18 protein-coding genes are annotated in these 20,470 nt (G+C 67.0%); 12 read left to right on the top strand and 6 right to left on the bottom strand.

From position 1 onward, the window contains the following. Positions 1 to 98: 98 nt before the first annotated feature. The 6 genes from rdgB to ACNA0R_RS19815 all read left to right on the top strand — a co-directional run bounded on the left by rdgB (position 99) and on the right by ACNA0R_RS19815 (position 7,008). Positions 99 to 725 (top strand): RdgB/HAM1 family non-canonical purine NTP pyrophosphatase, encoded by a 627-nt coding sequence (gene rdgB / locus ACNA0R_RS19840; RefSeq protein ID WP_415827770.1) that lies wholly within the window; start codon positions 99 to 101, stop codon positions 723 to 725. Between the two features lie 17 nt (positions 726 to 742). Continuing rightward, a complete protein-coding gene (gene hemW, locus ACNA0R_RS19835) occupies positions 743 to 2,008 on the top strand; it encodes a radical SAM family heme chaperone HemW (RefSeq protein WP_415827769.1) in 1,266 nt (421 codons plus the stop codon). A gap of 181 nt (positions 2,009 to 2,189) precedes the next feature. Then, a complete protein-coding gene (gene glnA / locus ACNA0R_RS19830) occupies positions 2,190 to 3,602 on the top strand; it encodes a type I glutamate--ammonia ligase (RefSeq protein WP_415827768.1) in 1,413 nt (470 codons plus the stop codon). Positions 3,603 to 3,680: 78 nt separating this feature from the next. Further along, entirely contained in the window at positions 3,681 to 4,742 is a 1,062-nt protein-coding gene (gene glnL / locus ACNA0R_RS19825) for a nitrogen regulation protein NR(II) (protein ID WP_415827767.1), read from the top strand. Continuing rightward, positions 4,739 to 6,226 carry a nitrogen regulation protein NR(I) gene (gene ntrC, locus ACNA0R_RS19820; protein ID WP_415827766.1) on the top strand — a complete coding sequence of 496 codons (1,488 nt, stop codon included), beginning with the start codon at positions 4,739 to 4,741 and terminating at the stop codon, positions 6,224 to 6,226. The genes glnL and ntrC overlap by 4 nt, the downstream gene beginning before the upstream one ends. Positions 6,227 to 6,351: 125 nt before the next feature. Continuing rightward, positions 6,352 to 7,008 (top strand): hypothetical protein, encoded by a 657-nt coding sequence (locus tag ACNA0R_RS19815; protein ID WP_415827765.1) that lies wholly within the window; start codon positions 6,352 to 6,354, stop codon positions 7,006 to 7,008. Here the strand turns inward: ACNA0R_RS19815 and ACNA0R_RS19810 are convergent. Beyond that, entirely contained in the window at positions 7,005 to 7,955 is a 951-nt protein-coding gene (locus ACNA0R_RS19810; protein ID WP_415827764.1) for a LysR family transcriptional regulator, read from the bottom strand. The genes ACNA0R_RS19815 and ACNA0R_RS19810 overlap by 4 nt on opposite strands. A 113-nt stretch (positions 7,956 to 8,068) precedes the next feature. On the opposite strand from ACNA0R_RS19810, the gene ACNA0R_RS19805 reads away from it, so the two are divergent. Together ACNA0R_RS19805 and ACNA0R_RS19800 are read left to right on the top strand one after the other, a co-directional pair. Then, positions 8,069 to 8,767 (top strand): pirin family protein, encoded by a 699-nt coding sequence (locus ACNA0R_RS19805; RefSeq protein WP_415827763.1) that lies wholly within the window; start codon positions 8,069 to 8,071, stop codon positions 8,765 to 8,767. 106 nt (positions 8,768 to 8,873) lie between these two features. After that, entirely contained in the window at positions 8,874 to 9,800 is a 927-nt protein-coding gene (locus tag ACNA0R_RS19800) for a pirin family protein (RefSeq protein WP_415827762.1), read from the top strand. 108 nt (positions 9,801 to 9,908) lie between these two features. On the opposite strand, the gene ACNA0R_RS19795 is transcribed toward ACNA0R_RS19800, so the two are convergent. The 3 genes from ACNA0R_RS19795 to ACNA0R_RS19785 are packed head-to-tail and all read right to left on the bottom strand — an operon-like array spanning position 9,909 to position 13,424. Then, entirely contained in the window at positions 9,909 to 10,700 is a 792-nt protein-coding gene (locus tag ACNA0R_RS19795; RefSeq protein ID WP_415827761.1) for an ABC transporter ATP-binding protein, read from the bottom strand. A gap of 13 nt (positions 10,701 to 10,713) precedes the next feature. Beyond that, positions 10,714 to 12,381: an ABC transporter permease gene (locus ACNA0R_RS19790; protein WP_415827760.1), complete on the bottom strand. Its 1,668-nt coding sequence runs from the start codon at positions 12,379 to 12,381 to the stop codon at positions 10,714 to 10,716. Next, positions 12,381 to 13,424, bottom strand: a complete 1,044-nt coding sequence (locus ACNA0R_RS19785) for a Fe(3+) ABC transporter substrate-binding protein (RefSeq protein WP_415827759.1) — start codon at positions 13,422 to 13,424, stop codon at positions 12,381 to 12,383. The genes ACNA0R_RS19790 and ACNA0R_RS19785 overlap by 1 nt, the downstream gene beginning before the upstream one ends. A 351-nt stretch (positions 13,425 to 13,775) precedes the next feature. Between ACNA0R_RS19785 and ACNA0R_RS19780 the strand changes: the two genes are divergently transcribed. Continuing rightward, positions 13,776 to 14,552 (top strand): ferredoxin--NADP reductase, encoded by a 777-nt coding sequence (locus ACNA0R_RS19780; protein WP_415827758.1) that lies wholly within the window; start codon positions 13,776 to 13,778, stop codon positions 14,550 to 14,552. 153 nt (positions 14,553 to 14,705) lie between these two features. On the opposite strand, the gene ACNA0R_RS19775 is transcribed toward ACNA0R_RS19780, so the two are convergent. Next, the gene (locus tag ACNA0R_RS19775; protein ID WP_415827757.1) at positions 14,706 to 15,692 is read right to left on the bottom strand and encodes a glycerophosphodiester phosphodiesterase family protein; all 987 of its coding nucleotides are present in this window, start codon (positions 15,690 to 15,692) and stop codon (positions 14,706 to 14,708) included. 55 nt (positions 15,693 to 15,747) lie between these two features. After that, complete coding sequence (locus ACNA0R_RS19770; protein WP_415827756.1) at positions 15,748 to 16,716, bottom strand: Bug family tripartite tricarboxylate transporter substrate binding protein; 969 nt, start codon at positions 16,714 to 16,716, stop codon at positions 15,748 to 15,750. Positions 16,717 to 16,933: 217 nt separating this feature from the next. Between ACNA0R_RS19770 and ACNA0R_RS19765 the strand changes: the two genes are divergently transcribed. The 3 genes from ACNA0R_RS19765 to ACNA0R_RS19755 are packed head-to-tail and all read left to right on the top strand — an operon-like array spanning position 16,934 to position 20,457. Beyond that, complete coding sequence (locus ACNA0R_RS19765; RefSeq protein WP_415827755.1) at positions 16,934 to 17,320, top strand: Rid family detoxifying hydrolase; 387 nt, start codon at positions 16,934 to 16,936, stop codon at positions 17,318 to 17,320. A 43-nt stretch (positions 17,321 to 17,363) separates the two neighbouring features. Next, positions 17,364 to 19,454, top strand: a complete 2,091-nt coding sequence (gene recG / locus ACNA0R_RS19760) for an ATP-dependent DNA helicase RecG (protein ID WP_415827754.1) — start codon at positions 17,364 to 17,366, stop codon at positions 19,452 to 19,454. A gap of 52 nt (positions 19,455 to 19,506) precedes the next feature. Next, the gene (locus ACNA0R_RS19755) at positions 19,507 to 20,457 is read left to right on the top strand and encodes a LysR substrate-binding domain-containing protein (protein ID WP_415827753.1); all 951 of its coding nucleotides are present in this window, start codon (positions 19,507 to 19,509) and stop codon (positions 20,455 to 20,457) included. Positions 20,458 to 20,470: the final 13 nt, after the last annotated feature.

The raw sequence follows: 20,470 nt of genomic DNA, 5'->3' as shown, positions 1-20,470 counted from the left end.
AGCGGCTCATATTGCGCGGGCGTTTCAATCTGTGTCCTGCCGCGCGGGCGATACACTACCAGTTTGCTAGGCTACCCGCATCGTTGGTTACAAATCCCATGGCTTCCGACTCAACCCCCGGCATCCGCCGCGTGGTCCTCGCCTCCGGCAACGCCGGCAAGCTGCGCGAGTTTTCCGCGCTGTTCGCCCCGCTGGGCATCGAATTGATTCCGCAGGGCCAGCTGGGCGTGCCCGAGGCCCCCGAGCCGCATTGCACCTTCATCGAAAACGCCCTGGAAAAGGCGCGGCACGCCAGCCGCATCACGGGTTTGCCGGCGCTGGCCGACGATTCGGGCCTGTGCGTGGATGCCTTGGGCGGCGCGCCCGGCGTCTATTCCGCCCGGTATGCCAGCATGAACGGCGGCGAAAAGTCCGACGCGGCCAACAACGCGCTGCTGGTGCGTGAGCTGGCCGGACGGTCGGACCGGCGCGCCTGTTATATCGCCGTCCTGGCGCTTGTACGGGCCGCGGACGATCCGCGGCCGCTGCTGGGCGAGGGTATTTGGTACGGCGAAATCGCCGATGCGCCGCGCGGCGGCCACGGCTTCGGCTACGACCCCCACTTCTACCTGCCCGACCTGGGCAAGACGGCCGCCGAACTGGCGCCCGCCGAAAAGAACGCCGTCAGCCACCGCGCGCAGGCCTTGCGCGAGCTGCTGGCCAAGCTGCAACGCGCGGCGCGCTGAACGCGCCGGTATTCGCCATGCCTATCACCATTCCCATCCGGCAAGCCGGCGCCCCGGCCGCCGGAACCGCTACGCTCGACGCGACGGCCGTGACGCGTCCCGGACTGGCGCGTCCCGGACTCATGCGCCCCGGATTGACGAGCCTGCCGCCGCTGTCTGTCTATGTGCACGTGCCGTGGTGCGTGCGCAAATGCCCGTATTGCGATTTCAATTCGCACGCGGCCGACGGCGACATCCCCGAACGCGCCTATCTGGACGCCCTGCGCGCCGACCTGGAGCAGGCCTTGCCGCAGATATGGGGCCGCCAGGTGATTTCGGTATTCATCGGCGGCGGGACGCCCAGCCTGTTGTCGGCCGCCGGCCTGGACGAACTGCTGGCGATGCTGCGGGCCTATCTGAACCTGTGGCCGGACGCCGAAATCACCATGGAGGCCAATCCCGGCACCGCCGAGGCCGGCCGCTTCCGCGACTATGCCGCCAGCGGGGTGAATCGCCTGTCGCTGGGCATCCAGAGCTTCGACGACGCGCAATTGCGCGCGCTGGGCCGTATCCACGATGCCGACCAGGCGCGCCGCGCCATCGCCATGGCGCAGTCCGCGGTCGCGCGCGTCAACCTCGATCTGATGTTTGCGCTGCCGGGGCAGTCGCTGCAGGCCTGCCTGGCCGACGTCGGCGTAGCCCTGTCCCACGGTACGGAGCATCTGTCGCTGTATCACCTGACCATGGAGCCGAACACGGTTTTCGCCAAGTACCCGCCGCAAGACCTGCCGGATGACGACACCGCGGCCGCCATGCAGGACGAAGTGGAAGCCCTTGCCGCCCGGGCAGGGCTGGCGCGCTACGAGGTGTCGGCCTACGCCCGGCCCGGCGCGCGCTGTCGCCACAATATGAATTATTGGGAATTCGGCGACTACCTCGGCATCGGGCCCGGCGCGCACGGCAAACTTTCATTTCACGACCGTATCCTGCGCGAGGCCAGAACCCGCAACCCGGAGCGCTGGATGGCGGCCGCGGTCGCCCGCGACGGCTCGCACATCGCCGAGTCGCGCGAGATCGCCACCGACGAGCTGCCCTTCGAATTCATGCTCAACGTGCTGCGGCTCAAGGAGGGCGTGCCGGCCACGTATTTCGCCGAGCGCACCGGTCTGTCGCTGGCGGCCGTCGCGCACCAACTGGAGGCGGCCGCCGGCAAGGGCCTGCTGGACACGGACCCGACGCGGCTGAAGGCAACGCCTCGGGGTTGGGCATTCCTCAATGACCTTCAAGCACTGTTTTTGAACTGATGCACCAAGTTGGGCCATTTTGTGCGTCGTATTTTGCACATTAATGGTGCATTATTCCGGGATCCGTTCCGCGGCTGGCGGCTCTCCCCGGGATTCCCATGTGAAAACATGGCACGGATGTTGCTTTTTAGCCGAGTGCCAGTCGAGTTGCAGCACTCGACCCTTTATCAACGGAGATGACATGGCAAGTCCTAAAGAAGTCCTGAAACAGATTGCTGACGCGGAAGTCAAGTTCGTCGACTTCCGTTTCACCGACACCGCCGGCCGCGAGCACCACGTTTCGGTGCCGTCCCACGTGATCGACGAAGACAAGTTTGAAAGCGGCCACGCGTTCGACGGCTCCTCGATCCCGGGCTGGAAGGGCATCGAAGCCTCCGACATGCTGCTGATCCCGGACGCCACCACGGCCCGGATCGATCCGTTCATGGAAGAAACCACCCTCATCCTGACCTGCGACGTCGTCGAACCGTCGGACATGAAGGGCTATTCCCGTGATCCTCGCTCGCTGGCCAAGCGCGCCGAAGCTTATTTGAAGTCCTCCGGCATCGGTGACACCGCTTACTTCGGTCCCGAGCCCGAGTTCTTCGTGTTCGACGGCGTGACGTGGAACACCGACATGTCCGGCACCTTCGTCAAGATCAAGTCGGAAGAAGCGCCCTGGTCGACCGGCACCGAATTCGAAGGCGGCAACCTGGGTCATCGTCCCTTGGTCAAGGGCGGCTATTTCCCCGTGCCCCCGGTCGATTCCTTCCAGGACATGCGCTCGGAAATGTGCCTGCTGCTCGAACAGCAAGGCGTTCCGGTCGAAGTGCACCACCATGAAGTGGCCGCGCCCGGCCAGCTGGAAATCGGTACCAAGTTCAGCACGCTGGTCCAGCGCGCCGACTGGAACCAGGTCCTGAAGTACGTCGTGCACAACGTGGCCCATGCCTACGGCAAGACCGCCACCTTCATGCCCAAGCCCGTGGTCGGCGACAACGGCTCCGGCATGCACGTGCACCAGTCGATCTGGAAGGACGGCCAGAACCTGTTCGCGGGCAACGGCTACGCCGGCCTGTCGGAGTTCGCGCTGTACTACATCGGCGGCATCATCAAGCATGCGCGCGCGCTGAACGCGATCACCAACCCGGGCACGAACTCCTACAAGCGTCTGGTTCCGCACTTCGAAGCGCCGGTCAAGCTGGCCTACTCGGCGCGCAACCGTTCGGCTTCGATCCGCATTCCGTACGTCGGCAACCCCAAGGGCCGCCGCATCGAAACGCGCTTCCCGGATCCGCTGGCCAACCCGTATCTGGCTTTCTCGGCGCTGATGATGGCCGGCCTGGACGGCGTGCAGAACAAGATCCACCCGGGCGATCCGGCCGACAAGAACCTGTACGACCTGCCGCCGGAAGAAGACGCCAAGATCCCGACCGTGTGCTCGTCGCTGGATCAGGCCCTGGAAGCGCTGGACAAGGATCGCGAGTTCCTGACGCGCGGCGGCGTGTTCACCGACGACATGCTGGACGGCTATCTGGCGTTGAAGGAGCAGGAAGTGCAGCGTCTGCGCATGACGACGCATCCTGTCGAATTCGACATGTACTACAGCCTGTGATCGCCGGCTGAGTTCCCGGGGGCGCGCAGGGGCGGACCGGGGCACCGGTCCGCCTGTACACCGCCCCGGGTGATGACGATGAATGTAGAAGCCTTTGAACTGCTCGCGACATCGGTACTGCTGGTGAACGAGCGGGGTTGTATCGAATACGTGAATGCGGCGGCCGAGGATTTACTGGGCCGCTCGCGTCGCCAGCTGACCGGTCAACTGGCCGAGGCATTGTTCGACGACCGCGAGGCCATGCAATCCTCGATCGATCTGGCGAAGGCGGGCAATGTCGCCGACGTTCGCCAGATGACGTCGCTGCGGCGCGGAGCCGAGTCGGTCGGCGTTGCGGTGACCACCGTCGCCCTGATGGGCCAGCCCTGGCCCGTGCTGATCGAGGTGCGCGAAATCGAACTGCGGGTGACCGCCGACCGCAATCACCGGCTGGTCGACGAAATCGAGACGCACCGGCAGTTGTTGCGCAACCTGGCGCACGAAGTCAAGAACCCGCTGGGCGGCCTGCGCGGCGCCGCCCAATTGCTGGAAGGCGAGCTGCCCGATCCAGCGCTGGCGGAATACACGCAAGTGATCATTTCGGAGGCCGACCGCCTGCAGGCGCTGGTCGATCGGCTCATCGGGCCGCAGCGCGTGCCCTTGAACGCGCGCGCGGTGAATATCCACGAGATCTGCGAACGCGTCAGCGCGCTGATCCAGGCCGAATTCCGCGACGGCCTGACCATCGTGCGCGATTACGACGCGTCCATGCCGGATCTGCAGGGCGACGCCGCGCGGCTGATGCAGGCCGTGCTGAACGTCGCGCGCAACGCGGCGCAGGAATTGTCCATCCAGCCGGCCGGCGACGACGTGCCGCCGCCGCAAATCACGCTGCGCACGCGCGTGGCGCGGCGCGTCATGCTGGCGCATCGCCAGCACAGGCTGGCCGCCGTCCTGTCCATTATCGATAACGGTCCCGGCGTACCCGAGGAAATCCGCGACCGTATTTTCCATCCGCTCGTTACCGCCCGTCCCGGCGGCACGGGCCTGGGCCTGAGCCTGGCCCAGGACTTCGTGCAGCAGCACGGCGGCATCATCGAATTCGAATCCCGACCCAGGCACACTGAATTCCGCCTGGTACTGCCGATGGAATCCGCATGAAACCTGTATGGATCGTAGACGATGACCAGGCGATACGCTGGGTCCTGGAAAAAGCCCTGGCGCGGGCTGGCATCAGCACCCGCAGCTTCTCCCAGGCCAACGATGTCCTGACGGCGCTGGAAGGCGACGAGCCCGCGGCGCTGGTATCCGACATCCGCATGCCGGGCGGCAATGGCCTGGACCTGCTGCGGCAGATCAAGGAAGGCCATCCGGCGCTACCCGTCATCGTGATGACGGCCTTCGCCGATCTGGACAGCACCGTGTCGGCGTTCCAGGGCGGCGCTTTCGATTACCTGGCCAAGCCTTTCGACGTCAATGAAGCGGTATCGCTGATCCAGCGGGCGGCGCAGGAGTCGGTCGACGGGCAGGGCGGCGATGCGTCCGGCGCGCAGGTCGAATCGGGCGAACGCTGGATGATGACCCAGTCGGCGTCGCCGGCCATGCAGGAGATCTTTCGCGCCATCGGGCGCCTGGCGCAGTCCAAGGTAACGGTGTTGATCACCGGCGAATCGGGTACCGGCAAGGAATTGGTGGCGCGCGCCCTGCATGGCCATGGCGCGCGGTCCAAGGGGCCCTTCGTCGCGCTGAACGCCGCGGCGATTCCGCGCGACCTGCTCGAGGCCGAATTGTTCGGCCATGAACGCGGCGCCTTCACCGGCGCCAATACACTGCGCCGCGGCCGCTTCGAAGAAGCCCACGGCGGTACGCTGTTCCTGGATGAAATCGGCGATATGCCGATCGAATTGCAGACGCGCCTGTTGCGCGTGCTGGCCGAAGGCACCTTCTACCGCGTCGGCGGGGCGCAACCGGTGCGCGTGGACGTGCGCATTGTCGCCGCGACCCATCAGCCGCTGGAGCAGCGCGTCGAACAGGGCCTGTTCCGTGAAGACCTGTTCCATCGCCTGAACGTCATACGCCTGCGGCTGCCGCCCTTGCGCGAGCGTGTCGAGGACATCCCCGCGCTGGCGCAGCATTTCCTGACGCTGAGCGCGCGGCAGCTGGGCGTATCCGCCAAACGCCTGACGCCGGAGGCGCTGGCGGTGCTGACGCAGTTCGATTTCCCCGGCAATGTCCGCCAGCTGGAAAACTTCTGCCACTGGTTGACCGTGATGGCGCCGGGCCAGACGATCGAACGCGCCGATTTGCCGCCGGAAATCCGCGCCATGGAACATGGCGGCGCGCCGCACTCCGCGACGCCGCAATCGGCGCCGCGCGTCATATCGGCGACTCCCGCCGCCGGCGCGCCTGTCGGCGACGCCGCGCCGCAGAACTGGCAGGAGTCCCTGTTGCGCGATGCGCAGAACCGTCTCGATCGCGGCGAACCGGCGATCATGGCGACGCTGACGCGGCAGTTCGAGCGGATCCTGCTGCAGACGGCCTTGCAGGCCAGCCGCGGCCGGCGCGTCGAAGCCGCGTCGCGCCTGGGCATAGGCCGCAATACGATCACGCGCAAGCTGCGCGATCTGGGCATGGAAGACGAATAGCATCGTCTGGCGGGGCGGGTGGCGCCGTCCCTGGCCTGCTTCAGAATAATCACCTTCTTGGTTGGAATGGGCGGTGTCAAGATGCGCCCGCTTACCTCAACACCTCCGACCAGTATGAGAAGGACATGCCTATCCGTATGATGCGCAAGGGCTCCGCGCGAGTCCATATGTTCAGGGGCGCCAGCTTCGTCGAAGATCGCGGACAATATTCACCGGCCTTGCGTTCGTCGCGCACCAACTGCTACCACTTCGATGACAACGCCGTGGGGGCGCGGCCGCTGGTCCTGATCGGCACCCTGGCCGAGATCAGTGATTTCCTGGTGAACGAGTCGCGATATGGCATCGTGAACGATATCGAGGGGCTCCCCCATATTTACGTCAAGGCCGCGCGCTACCGCGCCAAGGAGCGGTTCAGCGACCTTTCCGCCGGGCGTGCGCTGGCGGCGGGCGCGACCGATACCATCAAAACCCTGGCCGGTATCGTAGGCGACCCGGCGGTCGCCAACGCGACCGGCATCGCGGGACGCATGGGCGGGAGTGTCACCCTGGTCGACGCCTTCAAGGCCGGGCTGGATACCACCATGGCTTTCGATGGCGCGCGCGGCGCGTTCAAGAGCATCTTCGGCATGGGCGACGCGGCATCGGAAGCCGATCCCAGGTTCTACGTCGAATTCACCCCTATCAAGGGAGACGGGACGGAATGGGTGGGATGCTATCGGGTGTATTTCGCCGCCGATAATGTGGTCCAGGCGGTCGCCGAGTCGATGCGCAGATGCCGTTAGGTGGCCGCCGGCGCGTCCACCAGGCTGCCGCGCAGGCGCGGCGACTCCAGCTTCTTCAACCACCATTTCAGGGCCTCGCCGCGGGCGGGCGCGCGCCACGCGCAGGACAGGCGTTCGTGCATGTCGCCGTCGCGGGTGGCCTTCGCCACCAGTAGCCCCTGGTCCAGGTACGGCGCGGCCAGCAGCCGGGGAATGTAGCCGCAGCCCACGCCGCGTATCTGCGCGTCTATCTTGGCCTGCATGGTGGGCATGACCACGCGCTGCTGGGTGTCCAGCAGGTTGCGGGTCAACGGGGGCAGGGCGCGCGATGTGTCGGCCACCACGACGGCGCAATGCGCGCCGATGTCCGCCGGCGTCAGGGGCCGCGCGACCTGGGCCAGCGGGTGATGCGGCGCGACGCAGAACAACAGATGCACCTCGCCCAAGGGCTGGGTGGCGAAGCGTCCCGGCGGCGCCAGCGCGGCATCGCCGCCGATCAGCAGATCGGCGCGGCCGCCCGCCAGGGCGTCCCAGGTACCGCTGAGCACTTCGCTGGTAAACCGCAGCTTGGTCGTGCTGCCCAGCGATTGAAACTCCTCTATCAGATCGTATAGCGGCGGCCACGGCAGCACGCCGCTGACGGCGATGCGCAGTTCCAGCTCCCAGCCGGTGGAGATGCGGCGCACCCGGCGGGTCAGGTCTTCCAGCGATTTCAGCAGCAGGCGGCCATCGTCCAGCAGGGCCTGGCCGGCGGGCGTCAACACCGCGCGGTGGCCGCTGCGGTCGAACAGCAGCACGTCCAGGCGGTCTTCCAGGCCGCGGATGGCGTAGGTGACCGCGGACGGCACCTTGCCCATCTCGCGCGCGGCTTTGGCAAAGCTGCCGTGGCGGGCGATGGCGTCCACCAGCAGCAGCAGTTCGGGGGTGATGAGCGCGTCGGACGACGGCGCGGGGACGGGCGTGGACATGTTCCGAGACCATTCAAATTTATTGAATGATGTCTTCAAAGCGCTTCAGCCGCAAGCGGTCCGCGGAAGCCGAGAATGACGTTCATCGACAACGTTCACAAGGAGTCCACGCCATGCTTACCCTGCGACGCAGCGAAGAACGCGGCTATGCCGACCACGGCTGGTTGAAGAGCCACCATACTTTTTCCTTCGCGAATTACTACGATCCGCGGCATATGGGTTTCGGTCCGCTGCGCGTGATCAATGACGATCACATCGGCGCCGGCCGGGGGTTCGGCACGCACGGCCACCGCGATATGGAGATCCTGACCTACGTGCTGGACGGCGCCGTCGCGCACAAGGACAGCATGGGCAACGGGTCGACCATCCGTCCGGGCGACGTGCAGCGCATGAGCGCCGGGCGCGGGGTGCTGCACTCCGAATTCAACCCGCAGCCCGACCGCGGCACGCACCTGCTGCAGATCTGGATCGAGCCCAATGCCGTCGGCATCGATCCGGGCTACGAGGAAAAGCGCTTCGAGGAAGCCGACAAGCGCGGACGCCTGCGCCTGGTGGCGTCGCCGGATGCGGCGGACGGCTCCGTCCTGATCCATCAGGATGCGCGTCTGTACGTCGGCCTGTTCGAAGGCGATGAAAGCGCGACGCTGCCCCTGGCGAGCGGGCGGCGCGCCTGGGTCCACGTGGCGCGCGGCAAGATCACCGTCAACGGGCAGGCGCTGGTCGACGGCGACGCGCTGGCCGTCGAAGACGAAGCGCTTATCTCCCTGGAAAAGGGCGAGGACGCCGAAGTCCTGGTGTTCGATCTGCCCTGACGCCGTATCGTCCCATCCCGCGGTTTTCCGCGCGGGTGGGACGAAATTCGAATTCCAGCGCGCCGACCTGGCGTATCGTGATCATCGTTTCCGGATGGAGAAAACCATGTCCCAGCTCACGCCCCCGTTTCCCGCATCGGTCGAAACCGTGGTGATTCCCCGCACCAGCGATATCGGCAATTTCGAGGTGCGGCGGGCCCTGCCGTCGCGCGAGCGCCGCACCGTCGGCCCTTTCGTCTTCCTGGACGAGATGGGCCCCGCCATGCTGGCCGCCGGCCTGGGCATCGATGTGCGGCCGCATCCCCATATCGGCCTGGCGACCGTGACGTATCTGTACGAAGGGGCGATCATGCATCGGGATGGCGCCGGCAACGTGCGCACCATCCTGCCCGGCGAGGTGAACTGGATGACGGCCGGGCGCGGCATCGTCCATTCGGAACGTTCGTCGCCGGAAAGCCGCAAGCAGCCCCAGCGGCTCGCGGGGTTGCAGTCCTGGGTGGCGTTGCCGGCCAGCCTGGAGGAAACCGACCCCGGCTTCGTCCACTACGACCGTGACCAGCAGGCCGTGGCGGAAGGCGAGGGCGTGCGGGCGCAGATCGTCGCCGGCTCGCTGTTCGGACAGACGTCCTCGGTGCGCACGCTGTCGCCCCTGTTCCTGGGCGACGTGGCGCTGGAAGCGGGCGCGCGCGTGCAGCTGGACCCGGAATATGAAGAACGCGCCGCCTATATCGCCCGCGGCGAGGTCGAGATAGACGGGCAGCGTTTCGACGCCGGCCGCCTGGTCGTGTTCGCGCCCGGCAAGGCAGTGACGCTGAAGGCCGCCACCGCCGCGCGCGTGGCGCTGCTGGGCGGCGAGCCGCTGGACGGTCCGCGCTACCTGTGGTGGAACTTCGTATCGAGCCGGCGCGATCGCATCCATCAGGCGCGCGAGGATTGGGAGCGCGATCGTTTCGGCCAGACCGTGCCGGAGGATACGACGGAGTTCATTCCCGCGCCGGCCTGGGCGCCGTTGGCGCCGCTGCCCGAGCGATAGTGGCTGGCGCCGGTATGCCTGTCCGGGCGCCGCTGGCGGCGAATCGCGTCGCGGCGTGACGCGTATTGGCGGCGGGCGCGCGCAGGTGTGGCCCACCCTGCGCGAGCTTCATGGCCCCGGCCGCAAGGCGCCGCGCGCGTAGGCCGCGGCGCGGCGTTCGGCCAGGGCCTCGCGCCGGATGAAATCCGCCACGAAAGGCGTGGCCGGATGGTGGCGCAGGTTATAGGGCGTGTCCCATTGCGCCACGCGGCCTTCGCTCATCACGCCGATGCGGTCGGCGATGGCGAAGGCTTCCGCCTGATCGTGCGTCACCAGCATCGCCGTATGGCCGGTCTGCTTGAGGATGTCCCGCACTTCGAAGGCCAGCCGTTCGCGCGCATCCGCATCCAGATTGGAAAACGGCTCGTCCAGCAGCAACAGGTCCGGCGAGGGCGCCAATGCGCGCGCCAGCGCCACGCGTTGCTGTTGTCCGCCGGACAGTTCGTGGGGATAGCTGTCGCCGGCCTGCGCCAGTCCCACCAATTCCAGCATTTCGGCCACGCGCCTTTCCTGCCGCGCGCGCTCCATGCGACGCAGGCCGAAGGCGACGTTGCGACGCACGTTCAGGTGCGGAAACAGCGCATAGTCCTGGAACATCATGCCCACGCGCCGTCGTTCCGGCGCGACGCAATGCGTGGGCGTGGACAGCTCGGCGCCATCCAGCAGAATGCGTCCGTCCACGGGCGGTTCGAAGCCGGCGATGGCGCGCAGCACCGTGGTTTTGCCGCAGCCGGACGAGCCCAGCAGGCAGCCGATATGCCCGCCGGGCAAGGCCAGGGTAAGGCCGTCCACCACCCGGCGCGTGCCGTGCGGCGTGTCGTAGGCCAGGCTCAGGCGGTCCAGTTCCAGTGCCGCGGTCATGATGTGGATGCCGTTATGATGAAGATGCTTGTTCGGTTGCCGCGTGTCGGCGCGGGCGCGCGGCGCGGGCCGGCGGCCGTTCCTGGCCGTGCGCCAGCAGGATGACCGGGATCAGCCCGGCGGCGACGATGGCCAGCGCCGCCACCGCCCCTTCTTCGTAGGTGCCGCGCGCGGCCTCCGCATACAGCCAGGTCGCCAGCGTATCGAAATTCATCGGCCGCAGCAGCAGGGTGGCCGGCAGTTCCTTCATGGCGTCGACGAAGACCAGCAGGGCGGCCGACGCCATTGCCGGCCTCAGCAGGGGCAGATGCACGCGCCGCAAGGTGCCGCCGGCGGTCTCGCCCAGCAGGCGGGAGGCCTGTTCCAGCGACGGCGGGATGCGCGCCAGGCCGGCCTCCAGTCCGCCGGAAGCGATGGCCAGGAAGCGGATCGCATAGGCGCACACCAGCGCCGCGGACGAACCCATCAACACCAGGCCGGTGGTGCCCAGGGTCGCCGACAGGGTGCTGTCGATCAGGTTGAACGGCGTGAGCAGCCCGATCGCCAGCACCGTTCCCGGCACCGCGTAGCCCAGGCCCGCCGCTCGCGCATAGAGCGCCGTCAGGCGGCGCCGGCCGCCTTCGCGTAGGGTCCGTGCCGCCCAGGCCACCACGATGCCGCAGGCCAGCGTCAGTATGGTCGCCGCGCCGGCGATGGTGACCGTATTGCCCGCCGCGGCCCAGAGCTGGCGCGACACGCCGCCGACCAGGTGCAGGCGCTTCTGTGTTTCCCACAGCAGGTACAGGGCGGGGGCCAGGAACCCCAGCGTTACCGGCAGCGCGCCCAGCGCGGCGGCAAGCGCCGCGCGCCAGCCGTGCAGGCGCACCGGCTGCATCGGCCGCATGCGCTGCGCGCCCGCATAGCGCTGGCGGCGGCGTCCATGCCGTTCCAGCAGGATCAGCGCGACGACGATGACCAGCATGGTCAAGGCGATCTGCGCGGCCGAGGCCAGGTCGGAACGGGTTACCCAGGTGGTATAGACGGAGACGGTCAGCGTCTGCACGCCGAGAAACTCCGATGCGCCGATATCGTTGAGGGTCTCCAGCAGCGCCAGGCTCAGGCCCACCGCGATGGCCGGGCGCGCCATCGGCAGGGCCACGCGCCAGAATGCGGCAATGCGCCCGGCGCCCAGCGTGCGCGCGGCTTCCAGCACATTGGCCGCCTGCGTCATGAACATGGCGCGGGTGGTCAGATAAACGTAGGGATAGAGCGCGCAGCCCAGGACGAAGATGGCGCCCGGCAGGGAGCGCAGCTCGGGCAGGCGGAACTGGCGCGGGCTGTCGTAGCCCAGTAGCGCGCGTATCGCGCCTTGCACCGGTCCGATGGGATGCAGCAGATCGAGGTAGGCGAAGGCCACGATATAGGTGGGCACCGCCAGGGGCAGCAACAGCGCCCAGCTCAGGACGCGCCGTCCGCGGAACTCATAGGCGCTGACCAGCCAGGCGCTGCCCGTGCCCAGCACCGCCGTTACCGCGCCCACGCCGAGCAGCAGCAGCCCCGTATTGGCGGCCGCCTGCGGCAGGACGTAGTGCGCCAGGTGCGACCAGTGGCCGGCATCGCCGCCCCAGGCCTGCCACCCCAGCGCCGCCAGCGGGGCGCATACCGCCAGCGCGATCAGTGCCGCGCCCCACGACCAGGCCATCAGTTATCGAAGCCCACCTTGTCGACGAGCTCGCTCGCTTGTTTGCGGTACTTGGCGATCTCGGCCACGGACAGGGCGTCGACCTTGAGCGGACCGAAGCTGGCCACCACCGGATCCAGCTTGACGCCTTCGCGTATCGGATACTCGTAGTTGGCCTGGGCGTAGAGCGCCTGGGCCGGCGCCGACACCAGGTATTCCAGCAGCTTGACCGCCTCGGCCTTGTGCGGAGCATGCCTGGCAACGGCGGCGCCGCTGATGTTGACGTGCGTGCCGCCATCCTTGGCCTTGGCGAAAGTGGGACGCACGACCTTGATGGCGTCGCCCCACTTACGCGCGTCGGTACCGGGCTCGGCATTCTTCATATGGCCGACGTAGTAGGCATTCGCCAGGCCGATATCGCAGATGCCGCCCAGGATGTCGCGCGCCACGTCGCGGTCGCCGCCGGCCGCCTTGCGGGCCAGGTTGGCCTTGACGCCGCGCAGCCATTTTTCGGTGGCTTCGGCGCCGTCGTGGGCGATCATCGCGGCGATCAGGCCGGTGTTGTACGGGTGCTGGCCGGAGCGTATGCAAACCTTGCCTTTCCATTTGGGATCGGCCAGGTCTTCGTAGTGGAAGCTGTTCACCGGCAGGTCTTTTTCGACGTACAGGACGCGGTCGCGCAGCGACAGGGCGTACCAGCCGCCGCCCGCGCCGCGCAGGTTGGCCGGCACCACGGATTCCAGCGTCTTCGACGGCGCGGCCTGGGTGACGCCGCCGTCCACCAGGTCCAGCAGATTGCCGATGTCCACCGTCATCAGGACGTCGGCGGGCGACTTGTCGCCCTCGGCCTTGACGCGTTCCAGCAGGCCGTCCTTCACGAAGACGGTATTGACCTTGACGCCGCTTTCCTTGGTATAGGCGTCCAGCAGCGGCTGGATCAGCTTGGGCTCGCGGGTGGTGTACAGGGTGACTTCCTCGGCGGCCAGCGCCGGGGCGGCATGGGTGGCGCCGGCCAGGCACAGGGCGCCCAGCAGCTTCGAGACGGTGGAACGGCGGAATTTCATGGTCGGCTCCGGACTTGCTCTCCGGCACGCCCGCGTCGCGGCCGGAAGGTTGTTAACGAAAATTATTCTCAGTCAGAGGCTGGGCACGATAGCAAGAATTCCTGGTTTGTTCAACTTTATGTAAGTTTGTCGCCATGCCCGGCAGGCATATGGGGCTGGCAGCGGGTTTATGTTTGGTTATTTGCTTACAACCAATCTGTCTCTATAAATACGGCTCGCACGCGTCAGTTGAGAACCTTTATCAACAGAAACGGTTAAAATCGGGTTATCCCTCACTCTGTTGGGCGGGTCTTTTTTCCGTCCGGCGGCCGCGCCTCCAACGACGCTGCCGCGTGTCATCTTCGATCACCTATGGCAGCCTTCAACACCGAGCGCGTCCTGAGCGTGCACCACTGGAACGACACCCTGTTTTCCTTCAAGACCACCCGCGACGCGGCGTTGCGCTTCCATAACGGTCATTTCGTCATGATCGGCCTGGAAGTCGAAGGCAAGCCTTTGCTGCGCGCCTACAGCATCGCCAGCGCCAACTACGAGGAAAACCTGGAGTTCCTCAGCATCAAGGTGCCCGACGGCCCATTGACGTCGCGCCTGCAGCATTTGAAGGAAGGCGACACCATCCTGGTCAGCCGCAAGCCGGTCGGCACGCTGGTGGTGGATGACCTGAAACCGGGCAAGAACCTGTACCTGTTCGGCACGGGCACCGGCCTGGCGCCGTTCATGAGCATCATCAAGGACCCGGACGTCTACGAGCGCTTCGAAAAAGTCGTGCTGGTGCACGGCGTGCGCTGGAAGAGCGAGCTGGCCTATGCCGACTACATCCAGAACGAGTTGCCCGCCAATGAGTTCTTCGGCGACATGGTCAACGGCAAGCTGATCTACTACCCGACCGTGACGCGCGAACCTTTCCGCAACCAGGGCCGCATTACGGAGCTGGTGGAAAGCGGCAAATTGTTCCAGGACATCGGCCTGCCGCCGCTGAATCCCGACACCGACCGCGCCATGATCTGCGGCAGCCCGCACATGCTGGCCGACATCAGCGCCATGCTGGACAAGCGCGGCTTCACCGTATCGCCGGGCGTCGGCCAGCCGGGCGACTACGTGGTGGAACGGGCTTTCGTCGAGAAATAACTGGCCCTGCTACAGAAGCCGGCACTGCTGTCGTTCTTCGAGTGGTGCTTGATGCCCTTGGGCGAGGCTACGTAGCTGCCGGCCTCCGCTAAATACGCGTCATCGCCGATTTCGATGGTCAGCGTGCGTGCCAGGATCAGGCGGCCGGCTTCTTCATGGCGAAGCGTCGCAAACTTTCGATGGCGTGGTTTCAGCCCGTATAGCCGTCATTTGCGCCGGCGAGTCGGCCAGTACCGCGTCCATGCCCAGGCATGCCGCCGCACGGTAGTCGGCGGCGTTGTTGACCGCGATGGCGATCAGGCGTACGTCCGGTTGGCGGCGGAAGCATGCGACCGTGGCGGGGGTCCACAATGTTGCGTGGATTTCCGAGCGGCCTTCGCCCAAGGTGTACTGTTCGGCGACCGTGAGGGTACGGTGCAGCTCGAACGCGCTGCGCGTATGCGCGGCGGGCGGGTCGATGCAGCCTTCGTTGAGCAAGACCTGCAGCAGCCGGGTACGCGTCGCATCGCGGGACTCGAACATTCTGGCCCGCGGATAGGCGGCGAAGGCCTGCTGGTAGGCGGCTTCCGTGGAATAGAGCGTGACGCGGGACCAGGCGTTTTCTTCGGTCAATACCTGGGCGACGGCGCGCGCCTGCGGTTCCGCGGGCAGGGCCTTCATGTCCAGGATGATGGGCATGTCCGGCGCTATGGCGTGCAACGCTTCCCGCAGCGTCGGAATGCCCACGGGCGCGCGGCGGTAGGGATGATCTTCCCGGCCTTGCGCGTCCACCGCCTTGAAAGCCCAACCCGCATTGATGCGCGCCAGCTCGGCGGCGGTGCGGGTGTTGACGGCGCCGCTGGCATCGGTCTGCGCGGACAGGTCGGCGGGGCGATAGAGCACCGGCACGCCGTCCTTGCTGAGCTGGACGGTCAGCCACATTTCGTCGGTGTGGTGCGCGATCGCCGCGCGGATGGCTTCCAGCGTGTTTTCCGGCGCATCGCCGGTGCCGCCGCGGTGCGCGATGATGCGGGGCAATCCGGGCGCGGCCACCGCGCCGGGATGGCTATCCGGCTGGGCGCGGCCGGCGGGGCCGGCGCAACCGGAGAGCGCGCCGGCGCAGATGGCGATAGCGAGTTTCTGGAGGATCAGGCGGGGCATTGCGTATCGCGGCGGTAGAAATACACCGCCGGATTCTAGCCGGCCGGGCCCTTGCTTACTCGGGCTCGATGCCGGCCTGCTTGATGATGGTCTGCCACTTCTTCGATTCGGCCTTCTGGAAAGCCGCCAGCTCCGCCGGCGTGGAGGTCGCCGGCTCGGTTCCGGTGGTGCCGTAGAACTGCTTGGCGGGCGCGCCTTCCGTGGCCTTGGTCAGCAGCGTATTCAGGCGCTTGACGACGTCGGCCGGCGTGCCGGCCGGCGCGTAGGCGGCGAACCAGTAGCCCATTTCGTAGCCGGGCACGCCCGATTCCGCGATGGTGGGCACGTCCGGCGCCAGCGACGAGCGCTTCAGCGTGGTGACGCCCAGGGCGCGCAGCTTGCCCGATTGCACCTGCGGCAGGCCGGTGGCCATGTCGGTGATCATGGTGCTGATCTGGCCGCCCAGCAGATCCGTTATCGCCAGCGGGTTGCTCTTGTAAGGCACGTGCAGCAGCTTCACATTGGCCATCTGCTGCAGCAGTTCCCCCGCGATGCGGCTGCTGGAGCTGCCGCTGCCGAAACTCAGCTTGCCGGGTTCCTTGCGCGCCATGGCCAGGAACTCGCCCACCGTTTTCGCCGGAAAGGACGGGTTCACCACCATGATCTGGCTGCCTTTGCCCAGCAGCGTGATGGGTTCGAAATCCTTGACCGGATCGTATTGCAGCCGCTTGTACAGATGCTCGTTGGCCGCGTGCGTGGTGTTGGTGGTGATCAGCACGCGGTAGCCGTCGGGCTTGGCGCGGGCCACGTCCTGCGCGCCTATCATGGCGCTGGCGCCTGGCTTGTCTTCGATCACTACCGCCTGGCCCGTCTGTTCCGTCACGCCTTGCGCCAGCGCGCGGGCGATCTGGTCGGTCGCGCTGCCGGCGGCGAATGGAACCACGAAGGTAATGGGGCGGGTGGGAAAGTCCTCGGCGGCGGCGGTCAGCGGTGCACAGGCGGCGGCGAGCCAGGCGGCCAGGACGGGCAGGGCATGTATTTTCATGTTTCGTCTCCTTCGCGGCCACTATAGGTAGCCGTCGTTGATCCGTAAAATAGAAATAGCAAATTGATTGATAGATACGCTGGATCAATCTACCGCCCATGGGCAAAGCGTGAAGTTCTCGTCCCGGTTGCACATGCACCGGGACTTTCACGGTAGCCTATGGCTGATTAAACTTCGATAGAAGTTTTCCTATGTCTTTCCGCCACGGAGCCGCCCCATGAACAAGCAGATCATTCACACCCAGGACGCCCCCAAGGCCGTTGGCCCTTATTCGCAGGCCGTGGCCGTCAGTGGCTCCAAGACGATTTACCTGTCCGGCCAGATCGGCCTGGAGCCGCATAGCGGCGAACTGGTGTCCGAGAGCTTCGAGGGCCAGGTCAAGCAGGCTTTCGCCAATATGCTGGCGGTGGTGCAGGCCGCCGGCGGCGCCAAGGAAAACGTGGTCAAGCTGACCTTGTTCCTGACCGACCTGGGCAAGTTCGCCACGGTCAACACCATCATGTCCGATGTCTTTCCTGAACCGTATCCGGCGCGCTCCACGGTCGGCGTCGCCAGCCTGCCCAAGGGCGCGCAGTTCGAAGTGGAAGCCGTCGTCGTCCTGTAAGCGTCGCCTTTCGCCGTCCGTACGCTGATCGCCACGCCGTCACATGCCTGCCGCCGCGGCCCCGGGCAAAACACGCGCATCCCGTAACACCGCGCCGGCCGCGCCCGCCGACGCGGTGACGCGCCGCCTGCACGCGCTGGGACTGGTCGAGCCCGCCGACCTGATCCTGCACCTGCCCTTGCGCTACGAGGACGAGACCCGCGTCACGCCGATCGCGGCGCTGCGGCCCGGCTACGCCGCGCAGGTGGAAGGCGAAATCATCGGCAGCGAAGTGCAGTACCGGCCGCGCCGCCAATTGACGGCCAAGATCGCCGACGAAACCGGCGAGCTGCAGCTGCGCTGGCTCAATTTCTACCCCAGCCAGCAGCGCCAGCTGACCGTGGGCCGCCGCCTGAGGGCGCGCGGCGAAGTGCGCGGCGGCCTGTTCGGGCGCGAAATGGTGCACCCGCGCATGGCCAGCGCCGACGCGCCGCTGGCCACCGCGCTGACGCCGGTCTATCCCACCACGGAAGGCCTGCAACAGCCGGTGCTGCGCAAGGCCATCGCCCAGGCGCTGGCGCAAGCGGACCTGGCCGATACGCTGCCGGCCGAGGTGCGCGAACGCTACGGGCTGGCGCCGTTCGACGAATCCATCCATATCCTGCACGCGCCGCCGCCGGGCGTGTCGGAATATGAGCTGGTGGAACGCGCCCATCCGGCATGGCGCCGCATCAAGTTCGACGAACTGCTGGCCCAGCAACTGTCGCTGGCCGCGGCGCGCGCCGCCCGGCGGCTGCACAAAGCGCCGCCGCTGCCGCTGTCGGGCGATGCCAAGGGCTTGCTGGCACGGCTTTACGAAGCCCTGCCGTTCACGCTGACCGGCGCGCAGCAGCGCGTCGTCGCGGAAATCGCCGCCGATCTCGCGCGGCCTTTTCCCATGCACCGCCTGTTGCAGGGCGACGTCGGCAGCGGCAAGACCGTGGTGGCGGCGATCGCCGCCGCGCAGGCGATGGAAGCGGGCGTGCAAGTGGCCATGATGGCGCCGACGGAAATCCTGGCCGAACAGCATTTCCGCAAACTCGTGGACTGGCTGGAACCGCTGGGCGTGCGCGTGGCCTGGCTCAGCGGCAGCGTCGGCGCCAAGGCCCGGCGCGAGGCCGCGGCGGCCGCGGCCGATGGCAGCGTCCAGCTGGTGGTGGGTACGCAGGCGCTGATACAGGATCATGTCGCCTTCCAGCGCCTGGGCCTGTCCATCGTCGACGAACAGCATCGGTTCGGCGTGGGCCAGCGGCTGGCGCTGAACCGCAAGGGCGAAACCGCGCGCGGGCGCGTCGTGCCGCATCAGCTGAATATGAGCGCGACGCCGATCCCGCGCACGCTGGCCATGACCTTCTTTGCCGATCTGGATGTGTCGGTGATCGATGAACTGCCGCCGGGCCGTACGCCGGTCGTCACCAAGCTGGTCGCCGATGGCCGCCGCGAAGAGGTCATCGCCCACATCGCCCAGGCGGCTCGCGGCGGGCAGCAGGCCTACTGGGTATGCCCGCTGGTCGAAGAGAGCGAAGCGCTGGAATTGCAGACCGCCGTGGATACCTACGAGGCCATGCGCGCCGATCTGCCCGACCTGCGGATCGGGCTGGTGCACGGACGCCTGGCCCAGCACGAAAAGGCGGAGGTCATGCAGGCCTTCCGTGAAGGCAACATCGACGTGCTGGTGGCGACCACGGTGATCGAGGTCGGCGTGGACGTGCCGAATGCATCCTTGATGGTGATCGAGCACGCGGAACGGTTCGGGCTGGCCCAGCTGCATCAATTGCGCGGCCGGGTAGGGCGCGGTACCGCCGAGTCGGTCTGCGTGCTGTTGTACCAGTCGCCCTTGTCGCGCATCGCGCGCGAGCGGCTGCGCGCCATGTTCGAGACCGCCGATGGTTTCGAAATCGCGCGGCGCGACCTGGTGCAGCGCGGACCCGGCGAATTCCTGGGGACGCGGCAGTCCGGCCTGGCGCTGCTGCGTTTCGCCGATATCGAACTGGACGCGGCCATCGCGGAACAGGCCCGCGAGGCCGCTGCCTGGCTGCGCAAGGACCATCCCGACGCCGTACAGGCGCACCTGGCGCGCTGGATGCGCGGCCGCGAGGATTTCCTGCGGACGTGAAGATCGATCGAGACCAACGAGCCGCGCAGGCGGCCATGATACGGAATCCACCATGACCCTTACCGAACTCAAGTACATCGTCGCAGTGGCGCGCGAACGCCATTTCGGCCGGGCGGCGGAAGCCTGTTTCGTCAGCCAGCCGACGCTGTCGGTGGCGATACGCAAGCTTGAGGACGAGCTGGGCGTCACCATCTTCGAGCGCGGCGGGGCCGAAGTGGGCGTCACGCCCATCGGGCAGCGCATCGTCGCGCAGGCGCAGAAGGTCCTGGAAGAAAGCGCCAGCATCAAGGAAATCGCGCGGCAGGGACACGACCCGCTGGCCGGTCCGCTGCGCGTGGGCGTGATCCACACCATCGGCCCCTACCTGCTGCCCCGGCTGGTGCCGGTGCAGATCGAACGCACGCCGCAAATGCCCTTGCTGCTGCAGGAGAACTTTACGCTGCGGCTCGTGGAGCTGCTGCGCCAGGGCGAGATCGATTGCGCCATCATGGCCTTGCCGCTGCCGGAGGCCGGCCTGGTCATCCAGCCGCTGTACGACGAGCCTTTCCTGGTGGCGGTGCCCAAGGACCACCCCTGGGCGGACCGCAAGGCGATACCGGCGCAGGACCTGAAGCAGCAGACCATGCTGCTGCTGGGCAGCGGTCACTGCTTCCGGGACCAGGTGCTGGAGGTCTGTCCGGAGCTGTCGCGGTTTTCCGCGGCGAGCGACGGGATCCAGCGCACTTTCGAAGGGTCGTCGCTGGAGACCATCCGGCATATGGTGGCCGCGGGTATCGGTATCACGGTATTGCCGGTGACCGCAGTGCCGGAGAAACCGCCGGCCGATAGCCTGCTGCGCTACGTGCCCCTGGAAGCGCCGGTGCCGGATCGCCGCGTGGTGCTGGCCTGGCGCCGCAGCTTTCCGCGGCTGGCGGCCATCGAGGCGCTGGCCCAGGCGGTGTACGCGACGCCCATGCCGGGCGTGCGCATGCTGGAAGGCGTGGCGGCCGCGCACCAGGATTAGCGCGCGGCGGGCC

The organism is Bordetella sputigena (assembly GCF_965137885.1).
Lineage (GTDB): Bacteria > Pseudomonadota > Gammaproteobacteria > Burkholderiales > Burkholderiaceae_B > Bordetella_C > Bordetella_C sputigena.
This window is presented reverse-complemented; position numbering and strand designations above follow the sequence as displayed.

Coding starts and splice junctions, on each gene's coding strand:
- ACNA0R_RS19790 (WP_415827760.1), bottom strand. CDS start 12,381: ATGGCCTGGTCGTGGGGCGCGGCACTGATCGCGCTGGCGGTATGCGCC.
- recG (WP_415827754.1), top strand. CDS start 17,364: ATGCCTGCCGCCGCGGCCCCGGGCAAAACACGCGCATCCCGTAACACC.
- ACNA0R_RS19775 (WP_415827757.1), bottom strand. CDS start 15,692: ATGCCCCGCCTGATCCTCCAGAAACTCGCTATCGCCATCTGCGCCGGC.
- ACNA0R_RS19800 (WP_415827762.1), top strand. CDS start 8,874: ATGTCCCAGCTCACGCCCCCGTTTCCCGCATCGGTCGAAACCGTGGTG.
- ACNA0R_RS19805 (WP_415827763.1), top strand. CDS start 8,069: ATGCTTACCCTGCGACGCAGCGAAGAACGCGGCTATGCCGACCACGGC.
- rdgB (WP_415827770.1), top strand. CDS start 99: ATGGCTTCCGACTCAACCCCCGGCATCCGCCGCGTGGTCCTCGCCTCC.
- hemW (WP_415827769.1), top strand. CDS start 743: ATGCCTATCACCATTCCCATCCGGCAAGCCGGCGCCCCGGCCGCCGGA.
- ACNA0R_RS19815 (WP_415827765.1), top strand. CDS start 6,352: ATGCCTATCCGTATGATGCGCAAGGGCTCCGCGCGAGTCCATATGTTC.
- glnL (WP_415827767.1), top strand. CDS start 3,681: ATGAATGTAGAAGCCTTTGAACTGCTCGCGACATCGGTACTGCTGGTG.
- ACNA0R_RS19780 (WP_415827758.1), top strand. CDS start 13,776: ATGGCAGCCTTCAACACCGAGCGCGTCCTGAGCGTGCACCACTGGAAC.
- ACNA0R_RS19810 (WP_415827764.1), bottom strand. CDS start 7,955: ATGTCCACGCCCGTCCCCGCGCCGTCGTCCGACGCGCTCATCACCCCC.
- ACNA0R_RS19795 (WP_415827761.1), bottom strand. CDS start 10,700: ATGACCGCGGCACTGGAACTGGACCGCCTGAGCCTGGCCTACGACACG.
- ACNA0R_RS19785 (WP_415827759.1), bottom strand. CDS start 13,424: ATGAAATTCCGCCGTTCCACCGTCTCGAAGCTGCTGGGCGCCCTGTGC.
- ACNA0R_RS19770 (WP_415827756.1), bottom strand. CDS start 16,716: ATGAAAATACATGCCCTGCCCGTCCTGGCCGCCTGGCTCGCCGCCGCC.
- glnA (WP_415827768.1), top strand. CDS start 2,190: ATGGCAAGTCCTAAAGAAGTCCTGAAACAGATTGCTGACGCGGAAGTC.
- ntrC (WP_415827766.1), top strand. CDS start 4,739: ATGAAACCTGTATGGATCGTAGACGATGACCAGGCGATACGCTGGGTC.
- ACNA0R_RS19755 (WP_415827753.1), top strand. CDS start 19,507: ATGACCCTTACCGAACTCAAGTACATCGTCGCAGTGGCGCGCGAACGC.
- ACNA0R_RS19765 (WP_415827755.1), top strand. CDS start 16,934: ATGAACAAGCAGATCATTCACACCCAGGACGCCCCCAAGGCCGTTGGC.